Genomic DNA, 14,405 nt, shown 5'->3' on the forward strand with positions numbered 1-14,405 from the left:
AAATGCACATTTTTCGAACATTAATGTGACTTAACGGTCAACTCATATCATCAACACTATGACTGGCCAGCGAGCGACCCACGCCGCAGACCCTTGAGACTTTTGGGATTACCTCGGAGAAACCGACCCCATGAACGCCCCGCTGCGTTTTAACGAAGCACTGCTGATCGCCGATCGCGCCTTTCAACCTTTCCAGTGTGTCGCCTGGGCTCCGCAAGACGGCAGCGGCGAACTCAGCCTGACGGTCATCGACCGCACCAGCACCCGCCTACTGGGCCGCACCCAGCTGTCGAGCAGCATCTATAGCGACCCGGTACAGCTAGCCAACGTGCTGAACAAGTCCCGCGCCGAATTGAGCCAGCAGGGTTACGACCTGGCTCCCTGGAGCATGCCGGAGTAATTCTCAGGCTGTTGCGAGCACCGTGAAGCTGCGCACGCAGCCAAATAACGGTGCTCTACCCCTGACCTGGTCCGATCTGCGGCGGGCCAAACTGGCAATATCTGTGGGCCTATTGTCCTTGTTGCCACCCTTTCGCTGAGCCAGACTGCATCCATCGCTCATCGAGACCGCCCCCATGGATGCGCTGAAAACCATTGCCTGCCTGCTCTATCCGAATGTGATGAGCCTGGATGTGACCGGCCCGTTGCAGGTGTTTGCCTCGGCCAATGTCGAGCGCCAACGCCAGGGTTTGCCGGCGTTCTATCGTCTTGTCGTGCTTGGCCAACAGGCCGGCGCTATCGCCACTTCGGCCGGCTTCCAACTGGTGGCCGAACAGGCCTGGCGCGACATCGACGCCGCACAGCTCGACACCCTGCTGATTCCTGGCGGCCTGGGCGAACAGGCCCAATGCCAGAACCAGGAACTGCTGAGCTGGCTGCGTGCCGCCGAACCGCAGGTGCGCCGCCTGGGCTCGGTCTGTTCCGGCGCACTGATCCTTGCCGCCGCCGGCCTGCTCGATGGTCGCCGTGCGACTACCCACTGGGCCGATGCGGACAACCTGCGCCAGGATTATCCGGACGTCGAGGTCCTCGCGAACTGCTTGCACACCTATGACCCGCAGGATCTGCACGGCAATGGCCATGTCTTTACCTCGGCGGGCGTAACCGCGGGTATCGACCTGGCCCTGGCCCTGGTCGAAGCCGATCTCGGGCGCGTCACCGCACTGGCGGTGGCGCGGCGCCTGGTGATGTTCCTGCGCAGGCCGGGTGGGCAAGCCCAGTTCAGCGCCCTGCTCACGCCCGAGCCAAGCCGCGTGCCGCGTCTGGCCGCTTTGCTGGAATGGATTCCTGCGCACCTGAGTGACGACCTGTCGCTGGAGGCGCTGGCCGCCCAGGCGCACATGACGCCACGCACGCTGTCGCGGGTGTTCGTCCAGGAACTGGGCATGGGACCGGGGCGCTATGTCGAACGCATTCGTCTGGAAGCGGCACGCAATCTACTGCAAGACGCTCAGGCGTCGATCAGTACGGTGGCGCGCCTGACCGGTTTCGGTCACCCGGAAAACCTGCGCCGCACCTTCCACAAGCACCTGTCCGTCAGCCCGCAGGAATACGCCGAGCGCTTCGCCTGAAGCCGAATCATTCAAGCAGGAGTCAAGCATGCTGCAACTGCGCCCCAACTGTGAATGCTGCGACCGTGATCTGCCCGCCGACTCGGCTGAGGCACTGATCTGTTCATTCGAGTGCACCTTCTGCCGTGACTGTGCCGATCAGCGCCTGCAAGGCACATGCCCTAACTGTGGCGGCGAACTGTTGCCCAGACCGCGGCGTCCGGCGGACAAACTGCAGCGCTATCCCGCATCCCGCGAACGCATTCATGTCCCTGGCGGTTGTCCGCAAACAGTCGAGTCCCGAGGAGAGTCCAATGCTTGATCTACTGCGCAAAATGCAAGGTGACGCCGTCGCCATGCCACCTCGCCCTCCGTTGAAACAGGTGTCCATCGCCTGGCTCGGTGGCGTGCTGGCCATCGCCTGTATCGCCAGTGCCAATGACCTGCTCTCGATGACCCTGATCCTCGGCTCCTTCGGCGCCTCCTGCGTGATGGTCTTCGGCTTTCCCGACCTGCCGTTCTCGCAACCCAGGAATGTACTTGGCGGACACCTGCTCAGTTCATTCATCGGGCTGGCCTTTCTCCAGCTCTGCGGACCGCACTGGTGGTCCCTGGCTTTGGCCGTGGGCACTGCCATCGCATTGATGATGCTCAGCCGTACGGTGCATCCGCCGGCCGGCTCGAACCCGGTGATCATCTTTCTCGCCCAGCCGGGTTGGGGTTTTCTGCTCTTCCCCACCCTGATCGGCGCCCTGCTCCTGATACTGGTCGCGCTGCTGTACAACAACGCCACCCGTGCCAGTCGCTACCCCAAGTATTGGTAAGCCCATCGAGGATGCCCGCATGCTGCTGTTGCGCAATAAGTCGATCGCCCTGCTGTTCACCGGCCAAGCGCTGTACTGGGGTTGCAACATGATCGGCATCACCCTCACCTCGCTGGTGGGGCTGCAACTGGCGCCATTGAACATATTGGCGACCTTGCCCCTGGCGTTACTGGTGCTGGGGAACCTGCTGACCGTGCAGCCCTTGTCGCTGTTCATGCAGCGCCACGGTCGCCGGCCCGGGCTGATGCTGGGCGCCAGCTGCGGCATTGTCGGCGGCCTGCTCGGTGCGCTGGGGGTGTGGCTCGGCGACTTCGGCCTGTTCTGCCTGGCCGCCTTGCCGCTGGGGGCTTACCAGGCCTCGGCGATGTACTACCGCTTCGCCGCACTGGAGGCCGTGGACAGTACCCAGCAAGGTCGGGCCAGTGCCTATGTGATCGGCGGCGGTGTAGCCGCGGCATTGATCGCACCCAGCCTGGCGCTGTGGTCGCAGAACGCGCTGGGCACACCTTTTGTCGGTGCCTATCTGATGATGGCGCTTTTGGCTTTAGGTGGCGTGCTGCTGATGGCGCAACTGCGCGAGGGCGCCGCACCGGTGCCGAGCAAAGGCGGTCTGGCGGCACTGCGCGAGCTGCTGGGTCGCCCGCAGATCCGTGCGGCCGTCGCCACCACCGCGGTCGGCCACGGCCTGATGATCATGATCATGACCTCCACCCCCCTGGCCATGCAGTTTTGCGGTCTGTCGCTGGCGAACAGTTCCCAAGTCATTCAATGGCACATGCTCGGCATGTTCCTACCGGCGTTTGTCGCCGGCCAGTTGGTGGACAAACTCGGCAGCGTCAAGGTCGCGGTATTGGGCAGTCTGATTTTGTTGATCAGCGCCAGCATTGCCTTGAGCGGCCTGGCCCAGGCGCACTTCCTGATCAGCTCTTTTCTGCTCGGCCTGGGCTGGAACCTGATGCTGATCGCCGGCACCACCCTGCTTGCCAGCGGCCACAGCGCAGCCGAACGGGGCAATGCGCAAGGGCTGATGGAATTGAGCAACGGCTCGGTAGCGGCGGGCGCCTCCTTCGCCTCCGGCGCCTTGATCAGCAGCTTTGGTTGGGGCGCGGTGAACATCGGCACCTTGCCCCTGGTAGCCATCGCCTTGCTGATGCTGTTGCCGGTACGCAACAAGGCAGTTGCCCGCCACTCTTGATTCGCTCACCGGCCAGCGACGCCAGGCACAGCCTCAGGCATGGTAACGATTGACCTGGTTGCGCCCGCCTTCCTTGGAAACATACAACGCCTGGTCGGCACGCTCGATCAGCTGCTGATAGTTCTCGATGGGATCGCTCAGGTCAGCCACTCCCAGGCTGATGGTGAACGGGATGGTCTGCCCCTCATAGGTGACCCGCAAGGATTCGATACGCTGGCGCAGGCGTTCGGCAAACAGCATGGCACCGGCACTGTCGGCATCCGGCAACAGGACCACGAACTCCTCGCCGCCATAGCGCCCGGCATAATCGGTGTCGCGCACCTGCTCGCGCATCACCTCGGCGACGGCCTGAATCACCTTGTCCCCGGCCGGGTGACCATAGGTGTCGTTGACCTTCTTGAAATGATCGATATCGAACATCACCAGCGCGGCCTTGCTCTGATAACGCCGGTGCCGGGCAAACTCGTGCTGCAGGCACTCTTCCCAGTAGCCGCGGTTGTTCAGGCCGGTCAGGCGATCGGTGCGCGAGAGTTGTTGCAACTGCAGGTTAGCCGCCTGCAATTGCTGCTTGTTGGTCGCCACACTGGTTACGTCGTAAATGATCAGGCAGATATGCTCGATGCTGGTATTGGTGGCCTGCAACGGCAGAATGGTGGTGTTCTGAAACATGAACTCCTCCTGCCCGGTGATTGGCTGGTAGTTCTTGAACTTCACCAGGTAGGGTCGCTGCTCCCAGATGGTGAAAGCCGGCGTGCCCAGCGTCACCACGCCTTCGACCTTGTGGCGGAACCAGTTCTCCTCGATTTCGGGAAACAGGCTGAACAATGACTGCTGATGAACCTCGTGGGGCTGCAGGCCCGAGCGGTTCTCCATGAAGGTATTCCAGACGTGTATGCGGTATTCGCGATCCAGCACCACGACACCGACATCGATACTCTGCACCACGGCCAGCAGCCAGTGAAACTCGTTGAGATCCGGGTTTTCGTTCATGTTCAGTTCATCAGGTAGGCAAGCTTGTTGGAAAGCAGCGCCACCGAGTCTTCAGTGAACAGCAGCAGCAGGTCGAAATGGATATGGTGGCCTTCGATGCTGTAACTGATTTCCACCGCCAGGGTGGTTTTCCAGCGCGGGCGGTTGAGCTTGATCAGCTCCTCGATGGAGGCATGCTCGCCCAACACGATGGGGTGGCTTTGGGAAAACTGCACATCGATCTGCCCGGCAATGCCGTTCAGGCAGGCGCCAATCAAGACGGTGGACAGATCCAGGAGCATTTCTATTTCGGAATAGTCGGAGGAAAAACCGCTCATCAAGCGGGCCATGTCGCCCACTTCCGAGTCGTGGAAGATCAGCAGCGCCTCGCCGGCAATGCCACTGCCGATAAACCCCTGGCATACGGCGGTAAGCCCTTCACCACGCTGGGCATCGGCCAGGGCCATGTGCAACTCGCCGACCTCGAACAGGCTGACATTCGGCACCGGCAATTGCACGAACACGCCCAGCAGCTTGGCCAGCAAGGCCGCAGCGCGGCCCATGGCGACGTTGACCACCTCGCGGAAGGCATCGAAAAAATTGATGGCGGACTCATCGTCGACCGTGCGCACCGCCAGTTCACTCGCACTGTTAGCGAGCAACCCCAGGCGGTCGAGGGTTTGCCGGAGCAGCTCTGGATCGGCCGGCTTTTGCACGAAGGCCAGCGCCCCAAGCGCCATGACCCGCTGCAACGCCTGCTCCTGAACATCGCCCGACACCACAATGACCTTGCAGGACAGGCCTTCGCTCTGCAGGGCAGTCAATACCTGATAGCCATCCATCTCGGGCATGGTCAGGTCGAGCAGCATCACATCGGTCTGCCCCTGCCGCAGAATCGCCATGGCCTCCATGCCGTTGCCTGCCTGCGTGATGGCGACAGGCCAGTCGGCAGGCAGTGCGCGCAGCAATTGCTTGCGCGCCATGCTGGAGTCGTCACAGATAAGCAGAGTACTGACGGTCATGCGCATCACTTTTTATAGTTGTCTGCCGGCCGGGATCCCGGCAGATCAGCTGTATCTGGTATCAATCGGTTATCTGGCTGGCATTTCACCTTATCGATAGACAGCAGTTTTACGGCAAAACACCAGCCAATGGTTGAAAGATAGAAACAAAAAAGGTGGCCAATGGGCCACCTTGCGCAGAACTGACTGAACAGGCGCCTCAGTAGTAGGCGTTTTCCTTGTTGCTGTGGTCGGTCACGTCGCGCACACCCTTGAGTTCCGGGATGCGCTCAAGCAGGGTTTTCTCGATGCCTTCCTTGAGGGTCAGGTCGACCTGGCCGCAACCCTGGCAGCCACCACCGAACTTCAATACCGCGATGCCGTCTTCGACCACATCGATCAGGCTCACTTCGCCGCCGTGGCTGGCCAGCCCCGGATTGATCTCGGTTTGCAGGTAATAACTGATGCGCTCGTTGAGCGGGCTGTCTTCGTTGACCATCGGCACCTTGGCATTCGGCGCCTTGATGGTCAGCTGGCCGCCCATGCGATCGGTCGCGTAATCGACCACGGCATCTTCCAGGAAGGGTTCGCTGACCGCATCGATCCAGGCGGTGAAGCTGGCCAGGGCAATCGCCGTGTCATCCGGCTTCTCCTCGCCCGGCTTGCAATAGGCGATGCAGGTTTCGGCGTATTGGCTGCCCGGCTGGGTGATGAAGACCCGGATGCCGATGCCTGTGGTGTTCTGCTTGCTCAGCAAATCAGCCAGATAATCGTGGGCAGCGTCGGTAATGGTAATGGTGCTCATGGCAACTCCTCGCAAACATGCTCGCAGTGTACGCCAACCTCCGGGCTGCGATAAAGCCCGAGCGTTTATCTCGGAATAGTTTTAGCGAGCCCCACCCGCCACCTTGAAACTGCTGCCACACACAGACGCGTCGCCACACCGCACCTCAGCAACGGAGACCGTTACAGGTTTTCATAACGGTTCATGTCCAGCACACCGGCCTCGATAGGTTCGGTTTCGCGGATATACGCCGACAGGTCATGAAAATAGCGCCAGAATTCGGGATGGCTGCGACGAACGCCCCAGCGCCCGACCAGCCTGTCGAATGCCTGGGCATCATGCACCGACTCCAGGCTGCGCACGAATTCCGGAACCTCCTGGGCCGCGAGGCTGAACATGAAGTTCGGGTAACTGGTCAGCACCCCGGGGTAAACGGTCAGGGTATCCAGCGCCGGCTGATAACGCAGTTCCTCGCCATACATGAAGGCCACGTTGCTGTGCGCGCGGTTGCGCAGCAGGCTATAGACCTCGCGCTTGCCATCGGCCAGTTCGACGCGCAACAGGGTCGCTTCCGGCAGCTGGTGAATGACCTTGAGCCCGCCAGCCGGCTTGCCGGTCAGGCGACTCAGCGCCTGCTCGGCCGCTTGCAGCTCGGCCGGCAGCCCGGCGCGATGGCAGTGCACGCCGCTGCAACGGCTGATCGGGTCAGGCCGCGCGTTGAGGCTGCCATAGCGGGTCGAAAGGGCCTCGGCAAAGGCACGCTTGGGGTCTTTTGCAGGCAACTGCAGGGCAGTCCGAGTCTCGGTATCGATGCGCTGGTAATCCAGCCACAGCTTCAGCTGGCCACTGTACTGATACCAGTCATTGAGGATCGTCTGGCGCAAGTCAGCCGGCATCAAGCGCAGGAAGTTCTGCTCGGCGCCGTTACGGATCAGGTCGAAATACAAGCGCGTCTGCGCCTGGTGCGACAGGTTGCCGAACACATCGAAGTTGACCACCAACTGGTAATAGGCCCGCTCAAGCAGCGGATAGTCCATCCACCAGAGGGTCTGCGGGATCTCGCCGATCAGGCCCTTGCGCACCGAGGCGCTGTCGTGCTGGCGGAAGATGGTCAGCAGCGCATTGTCGTTGCCGGCCCAGATATGCGCCCAGCTGGGTGCGGGGGCAGCGGCGTAGCTGTCCATGCGCAAGGCCTCGTACTCATTGCGCCGGTTGCGATAAGTCCGCCACAGACTGAGCAGGTTGCCGATATCGTCGAACTGACCGGGCATCTCCAGCAGCGGTGTCGCCTCGGCGCGGTAATTGGCATCGACCATGTACAGATCGTGCCGAGGATCCTGGAACACCAGCCAGAAGTTGTCGCGGATCACGTCGGTGGCAATCTGACCGCGGCACACCGGGCCGCGGATAAAGGTGCGCACGAAGTATTCGGCGTTATCCAGCATGAACTGGTAGCGCGCCTGCGGCGGAATCGCCGCGAAGGTCTCGAACGGATTGGCGCGGCGCTGGGCGCCATAGCCGGGCAACGCCTCGACCTGCCAATCCTCGGCAAAGAACAGCTGTTTGACGCGCGCCAGCTTGTTCGCGCTGAGCGGATAGGTCATGTGGGTCTTGTGCACGATCACGCCCTGGACCGGCGTCAGGCGATAATAAAAGCTGCTGCCGGGATCATCATTGGGCCGACGCGTGGCGATAGGGTCGACCGGCTGGCCACTCGGGGTGCGCGAACGCAACAGCTGGAAAAAATGCCCCGGCTCGCCACCGTTGAAATACAGGTGCGCGAGGTACAGGTGCTCATACAGCCAGCGTGAAACCAGGCTCTCACGCGCACCCGGGGCATTGAGAAAGCGTTCCCAGGCCTCGACCTGCGCCGCCTCGACCTTACTCGCCTCCAGCGCCTGCCGGTCGACCGGGGCACCCTGCTCCAGCCAGCGCTGCAGGGTCTGGTAATCCACCTCGCTCAGGCCGGCAACCGCGAAGGGCATGCCGGCCTGTGGGTTGTCCTTGGCGAAGTCGGTGAACTGATCAGGTCGCGGACACTGATTGTCGCGCCTAATGCCGATATCCAGCCCGGCCGGCAGCTTGGCATTGGCCTTAAGCGTTTTGCTATGGCCCAGTTCGAGCATGCGGGTCAGCAACGCCGCCTGGCTGCCCTGCTGTTCCAGCACCGAAAAGAAATCCTTGCGCCGCCAGGCCGCGCTGCCATGCGCATCGAGAAACAGGCGCGTGGTGTCCTGTGCCTTGAGGCGTTTGCCGTCGTATACCGGCAGCTTGTTCGCCCCCCGCTCGACGCCCTCGGCGCTGCCCAGATTGAGCTGGCAAGGTGCGTCGTAGCAGGCATGGCAGGCCACGCAATACTGGGTGAAGAGCGGTTGAATATCGCGACTGTAGGAAATCGGCTCTGCCGCCAGCAGCGGAGTGATAAACCACAAGCAAGCGCCGAAGATTGCGCGATAAGGCATGTACCTATTCCCTGGGTGACCGCATTAGAGGGTGTTTAACTCAATGATTTGAGCTGTGGCGCAGAACACATCGCCTAGCGCGCAACATGAGCACAATTCATGCAAAAGACCGGAGCACTGCAAAAGCGTGCAGCTTTGTTATCATTGCGCATCCCATTGTGTCAGCTTTGCTCAGGTAGTTCCGCCCATGTCCCTGTCCGATCGTAGCGCCCGCCTCCACGCCCTTCAGCAAGCCTTGAAGGAGCGCATCCTGATCCTCGACGGCGGCATGGGCACCATGATCCAGAGCTACAAACTGGAAGAAGAGGACTACCGCGGTACGCGCTTCGCCGACTGGCCAAGCGATGTGAAGGGCAATAACGACCTGCTGATCCTCAGCCGTCCGGATGTAATCGGCGCCATCGAGAAGGCCTACCTGGATGCTGGCGCCGACATTCTCGAAACCAACACCTTCAACTCCACCCAGGTATCCCAGGCCGACTATGGCATGGAAGCGCTGGTCTATGAGCTGAACGTCGAAGGCGCACGCCTGGCGCGTGGGGTGGCCGATGCCAAGACCCTGGAAACACCGCACAAACCGCGTTTCGTCGCCGGCGTCCTCGGTCCGACCAGTCGCACCTGCTCGCTGTCGCCGGACGTCAACAACCCCGGCTACCGCAACGTTACCTTCGACGAATTGGTGGAGAACTACAGCGAAGCGACCCGCGGCCTGATCGAAGGCGGCGCGGACCTGATCCTGATCGAGACCATCTTCGACACCCTCAACGCCAAGGCGGCGATCTTCGCCGTGCAGCAGGTGTTCGAGGACGACGGCGTCGAGCTACCCATCATGATCTCCGGCACCATCACCGACGCCTCCGGCCGCACCCTGTCCGGGCAGACCACCGAAGCGTTCTGGAATTCGGTACGCCACGCCAAGCCGATTTCCGTGGGTCTGAACTGCGCCCTCGGCGCCAAGGACTTGCGGCCCTACCTGGAAGAGCTGGCGAACAAGGCCGAAACCTTCGTCTCCGCCCACCCCAACGCCGGCCTGCCGAATGCCTTCGGCGAATACGACGAAACCCCGGCGGAAACCGCGGCGGTGATCGAGGAATTCGCCCAGAGCGGCTTCCTCAATATCGTCGGCGGCTGCTGCGGCACCACCCCGGCGCATATCCAGGCGATCGCCGCAGCGGTGAGCAAATACCCGCCGCGCGTCATCCCGGAGATCCCCAAGGCTTGCCGCCTGTCCGGCCTGGAGCCCTTCACCATCGACCGCAACTCGCTGTTCATCAACGTCGGCGAACGCACCAACATCACCGGTTCGGCCAAGTTCGCCCGACTGATCCGCGACGACAACTACACCGAAGCCCTGGAAGTCGCCCTGCAGCAGGTCGAAGCCGGCGCCCAGGTGATCGACATCAACATGGACGAGGGCATGCTCGATTCGAAGAAGGCCATGGTCACCTTCCTCAATCTGATCGCCGGCGAGCCGGACATCTCCCGCGTGCCGATCATGATCGACTCCTCCAAGTGGGAGGTGATCGAAGCCGGCCTGAAATGCATCCAGGGCAAGGGCATCGTCAACTCGATCTCGATGAAGGAAGGCGTCGAGCAGTTCAAGCATCACGCCAAATTGTGCAAGCGCTACGGCGCGGCCGTGGTGGTGATGGCCTTCGACGAAGACGGCCAGGCCGACACCGCCGCGCGCAAGCGCGAGATCTGCAAGCGCAGCTACGACATCCTGGTCGATGAAGTGGGCTTCCCGCCGGAAGACATCATCTTCGACCCGAACATCTTCGCCATCGCCACCGGCATCGAGGAACACAACAACTACGCGGTGGACTTCATCGAAGCCTGCGCCTACATCCGCGACCACCTGCCCCATGCCCTGACCTCGGGCGGCGTCTCCAACGTCTCGTTCTCGTTCCGCGGCAACAACCCGGTGCGCGAGGCGATCCACTCGGTGTTCCTCTACTACGCGATCCAGAACGGCCTGACCATGGGCATCGTCAACGCCGGCCAGCTGGAAATCTACGACGAGATTCCCAAGCAGCTGCGCGATGCGGTGGAAGACGTGGTGCTCAACCGCACGCCGAACGGCACCGAGGCCTTGCTGGCGATCGCCGACAACTACAAGGGCGATGGCAGCGTCAAGGAAGTCGAGACCGAGGAGTGGCGCACCTGGCCCGTCAACAAGCGCCTCGAGCACGCGCTGGTCAAGGGCATCACCACCCATATCGTCGAAGATACCGAGGAATCGCGACAGGGCTTCAGCCGCCCGATCGAGGTGATCGAAGGCCCGCTGATGTCGGGCATGAACATCGTCGGCGACCTGTTCGGCTCGGGCAAGATGTTCCTGCCCCAGGTGGTGAAATCCGCGCGGGTGATGAAGCAGGCGGTGGCCCACCTGATCCCCTTTATCGAGCTGGAAAAAGGCGACAAGCCGGAAGCCAAGGGCAAGATCCTCATGGCCACGGTCAAGGGTGACGTGCATGACATCGGCAAGAACATCGTCGGCGTGGTCCTGGGCTGCAACGGCTACGACATCGTCGACCTGGGCGTGATGGTGCCGGCGGAGAAGATCCTGCAGACCGCCATCGCCGAGAAGTGCGACATCATCGGCCTGTCCGGGCTGATCACGCCGTCGCTCGACGAGATGGTCCATGTCGCCCGCGAGATGCAGCGCCAGGGCTTCAGCCTGCCGCTGATGATCGGTGGCGCCACCACCTCGAAAGCCCACACCGCGGTGAAGATCGAGCCCAAGTACCAGAACGACGCGGTGATCTACGTTACCGACGCCTCGCGCGCGGTCGGCGTGGCCACCCAGCTGCTCTCCAAGGAACTGAAAGCCGATTTTGTCGAGCGCACCCGCCTCGACTACATCCAGGTGCGCGAACGCACCGCCAACCGCAGCGCCCGTACCGAACGCCTGAGCTACGCCAAGTCGATCGAGAACAAACCGCAATTCGACTGGGCGACTTATCAGCCCAGCGTGCCGAGCTTTACCGGGGTCAAGGTGCTGGAAGACATCGACCTGTCAGTACTGGCCGAGTACATCGACTGGACACCGTTCTTCATCGCCTGGGACCTGGCCGGCAAGTACCCGCGCATCCTCAGCGACGAAGTGGTCGGCGAAGCCGCCACCGCGCTGTTCGAAGACGCCCAGGCGATGCTGAAGAAGCTGATCGACGAGAAGCTGATCCGCGCCCGCGCCGTATTCGGTTTCTGGCCGGCCAACCAGGTGCAGGACGACGACCTGGAACTCTATGGCGATGACGGCCAACCACTGGCCAAACTGCACCACCTGCGCCAGCAGACGATCAAGCCCGACGGCAAGCCGAACTTCTCCCTGGCCGACTTCGTCGCCCCCAAGGACAGCGGCATCACCGATTATGTCGGCGGCTTTATCACCACCGCCGGCATCGGCGCCGAAGAAGTGGCCAAGGCCTATCAGGAGGCGGGCGACGACTACAACTCGATCATGGTCAAGGCCCTGGCCGACCGCCTGGCCGAAGCCTGCGCCGAATGGCTGCACCAGCAGGTGCGCAAGACCTGGTGGGGCTACGAGCCGGACGAACAGCTCTCCAACGAGGAGCTGATCAAGGAAGCCTACAAGGGCATCCGCCCCGCCCCCGGCTACCCCGCCTGCCCGGATCACACCGAGAAAGGCACCCTGTTCGACCTGCTGGACCCGGCCGCCAAGGAAGGCCAGCCCGGCCGCAGCGGCGTGTTCCTCACCGACCACTACGCCATGTTCCCGGCCGCCTCGGTCAGCGGCTGGTACTTCGCCCACCCGCAGGCGCAATACTTCGCCGTCGGCAAGATCGACAAGGACCAGGTGGAAAGCTACACGGCGCGCAAGAACCAGGCCCTGAATGTCAGCGAACGCTGGCTGGCGCCGAACCTGGGATACGACAATTAAGCAACGAATATCAGGTGCGCACGGCGCACCCTACGGAGAGCGACGCGCGTAGGGTGCGCCGTGCGCACCATCATCTGATACACAACTGCGTAGGGTGGATGACGCTTTTTCATCCACCATTGCGATCGACTGCAGACAACCAGCCCGCAGTCGACTCAGCGCATCAGGCTGCCGTCCGCGTCTGCATCCAGACGCAGTCCTTCGACGCCGATCTCCGCCTCCAGCGCCAGCAGATAATGCCGCAGGGCACGGCGCGTGGACTGCTCGCGCAGACTGTGCTGCACCCGCTCGGCCACCTGCGCATAAGGCAGCAGGCGCCCCTCCCTGCGCTGATCGATGCGGATGACATGCCAGCCATAGCGCGAGGCCAGCGGTCGTTCGTGCAGTCCGACGGGCAAGTGCTGCAGCGCCCGGTCCAGCTCGGCCACGGTCTGGCCGGGGCTCAACCAGCCCAGCTCGCCGCCCTGCTCCTTCGACGGGCAGGCCGAATGACGCTGGGCCAGTTCGGCGAACCGCTCGGGGGCATCGGCCAGCTGGCGCAGCAGTTTCTGCCCGAGGCGATACTGGGCATCGCGGGCCCTGGCGTCGTCAGGCGTCGCGGCCAGCAAGATATGCTTGACCCGCAACCTGGTCGGCTCGGAAAAGCGCTGCCGGTGAGTCTCGAAGAAGCGCCGGCAGGCCGCTTCGTCCGGCTCAGGCACCAGCAGGTCCCGCTCCAGCAGCACGGCCATGGCCTGGTCGTTCTCCTTGCCCTCGGCGTCCACCACCGCTGGCAGGCCCAGCATGGCGGCGCGCTGGCTGAGCAGCTCGCGCACCACCAGGGCGCGGGCGGCCTGCAACTGGGCTTCGGCCAGGGAGCCCGCCGGGTGGAAAGGCGTTTCCCGGGCGATGGCGGCTTCGCCGAATTCCACCGTGCCCACGCGGATGACCGGAGCTGGGGTGTCCGGCAGATTCTCGACTGCGATCAATTGCATGGCACAACCTCCTGAATGACTTGCCCCATCCACTCTGCGTATGTCGCCCTTACCCGCGTTTGCGCACGATCTGGTAATTGCGTCCCAGATAGCCCAGCGGGATGCTCCAGACATGCACCAGGCGGCTGAAGGGGAACAGCAGGATGATGGTCAAGCCGACGAAGATATGGATCTTGTAGATCCACGAGACCTCCTCGAGATAATTGGCCGCGCCGCCGCTGAAGAACACGATGGCCTGCGCCCAGGAAGCCAGGGTGAGCATCACGTCGCCCTCCAGGTGGCCGAGGGAAAAGATGATGGTGATCATCCCCAGGCAGGCCTGGAACAGGATCAGGGCGAGAATCACCGTATCCATAGTCGCGGACGAGGCCTTGACCCTGGGGTTGGTCATGCGCCGATACAGCAGCATGGCGCCGCCGATGATGCACAGGGCCCCGGCGATGCCGCCGATGATGATCGCCAGCAGTTGCTTGTTGCCGGCCGAGATGAAGGGGGCGTAGACCCAGTGCGGCGTCAGCATGCCGAACAGGTGGCCGAAGAAGATCACCAGGATGCCGACATGGAACAGGTTGCTGGCCAGACGCATGTTCTTCTTCGACAGGACCTGGCTGGAGTGGGCCTTCCAGGTGTACTGGCCGTGGTCGAAGCGCAACAGGCTGCCGACCAGGAACACGGTGCCGGCCAGATAGGGGTAGTAGCCGTAGATCAGGTGCTGCAGGTATTCGAAGAACATGGCGGGTCT

At 62.5% G+C, this 14,405-nt stretch carries 12 protein-coding genes; 6 read left to right on the plus strand and 6 right to left on the minus strand.

The genetic code is table 11. The annotated features are described in order from the left end of the window. Positions 1–130 precede the first annotated feature (130 nt). From G9C89_RS19955 to G9C89_RS19975, 5 genes are all read left to right on the plus strand, one after another. Positions 131–400 carry a hypothetical protein gene (locus G9C89_RS19955; RefSeq protein ID WP_172151381.1) on the plus strand — a complete coding sequence of 90 codons (270 nt, stop codon included), beginning with the start codon at positions 131–133 and terminating at the stop codon, positions 398–400. Positions 401–575: 175 nt separating this feature from the next. Continuing rightward, the gene (locus G9C89_RS19960; protein WP_172151383.1) at positions 576–1,571 is read left to right on the plus strand and encodes a GlxA family transcriptional regulator; all 996 of its coding nucleotides are present in this window, start codon (positions 576–578) and stop codon (positions 1,569–1,571) included. Between the two features lie 28 nt (positions 1,572–1,599). Next, the gene (locus G9C89_RS19965; RefSeq protein WP_172151385.1) at positions 1,600–1,872 is read left to right on the plus strand and encodes a DUF1272 domain-containing protein; all 273 of its coding nucleotides are present in this window, start codon (positions 1,600–1,602) and stop codon (positions 1,870–1,872) included. A 34-nt stretch (positions 1,873–1,906) separates the two neighbouring features. Next, positions 1,907–2,374 (plus strand): HPP family protein, encoded by a 468-nt coding sequence (locus G9C89_RS19970; protein WP_256674333.1) that lies wholly within the window; start codon positions 1,907–1,909, stop codon positions 2,372–2,374. A 22-nt stretch (positions 2,375–2,396) separates the two neighbouring features. After that, positions 2,397–3,569: an MFS transporter gene (locus G9C89_RS19975; RefSeq protein ID WP_256674338.1), complete on the plus strand. Its 1,173-nt coding sequence runs from the start codon at positions 2,397–2,399 to the stop codon at positions 3,567–3,569. Positions 3,570–3,602: 33 nt separating this feature from the next. Here G9C89_RS19975 and G9C89_RS19980 read toward each other — a convergent pair whose 3' ends face one another. The 4 genes from G9C89_RS19980 to G9C89_RS19995 all read right to left on the minus strand — a co-directional run bounded on the left by G9C89_RS19980 (position 3,603) and on the right by G9C89_RS19995 (position 8,785). Further along, positions 3,603–4,559, minus strand: a complete 957-nt coding sequence (locus tag G9C89_RS19980; protein WP_172151391.1) for a sensor domain-containing diguanylate cyclase — start codon at positions 4,557–4,559, stop codon at positions 3,603–3,605. 2 nt (positions 4,560–4,561) lie between these two features. Further along, a complete protein-coding gene (locus G9C89_RS19985; RefSeq protein ID WP_172151393.1) occupies positions 4,562–5,560 on the minus strand; it encodes a response regulator in 999 nt (332 codons plus the stop codon). Positions 5,561–5,759: 199 nt separating this feature from the next. Continuing rightward, on the minus strand, positions 5,760–6,344 hold the full coding sequence (gene nfuA / locus G9C89_RS19990; protein WP_172151395.1) for a Fe-S biogenesis protein NfuA: 585 nt from the start codon (positions 6,342–6,344) through the stop codon (positions 5,760–5,762). A 161-nt stretch (positions 6,345–6,505) separates the two neighbouring features. Then, positions 6,506–8,785 (minus strand): fatty acid cis/trans isomerase, encoded by a 2,280-nt coding sequence (locus G9C89_RS19995; RefSeq protein ID WP_172151397.1) that lies wholly within the window; start codon positions 8,783–8,785, stop codon positions 6,506–6,508. 187 nt (positions 8,786–8,972) lie between these two features. Between G9C89_RS19995 and metH the strand changes: the two genes are divergently transcribed. After that, on the plus strand, positions 8,973–12,689 hold the full coding sequence (metH, locus tag G9C89_RS20000) for a methionine synthase (protein ID WP_172151399.1): 3,717 nt from the start codon (positions 8,973–8,975) through the stop codon (positions 12,687–12,689). Positions 12,690–12,844: 155 nt separating this feature from the next. Here the strand turns inward: metH and G9C89_RS20005 are convergent, their stop codons facing one another. Continuing rightward, on the minus strand, positions 12,845–13,663 hold the full coding sequence (locus G9C89_RS20005) for a peptidylprolyl isomerase (RefSeq protein ID WP_172151401.1): 819 nt from the start codon (positions 13,661–13,663) through the stop codon (positions 12,845–12,847). 49 nt (positions 13,664–13,712) lie between these two features. Then, positions 13,713–14,396: a respiratory nitrate reductase subunit gamma gene (gene narI / locus G9C89_RS20010; RefSeq protein WP_172151403.1), complete on the minus strand. Its 684-nt coding sequence runs from the start codon at positions 14,394–14,396 to the stop codon at positions 13,713–13,715. Between the last annotated feature and the right edge of the window lie 9 nt (positions 14,397–14,405).

Source organism: Pseudomonas tumuqii (genome assembly GCF_013184545.1).
Classification (GTDB): domain Bacteria; phylum Pseudomonadota; class Gammaproteobacteria; order Pseudomonadales; family Pseudomonadaceae; genus Aquipseudomonas; species Aquipseudomonas tumuqii.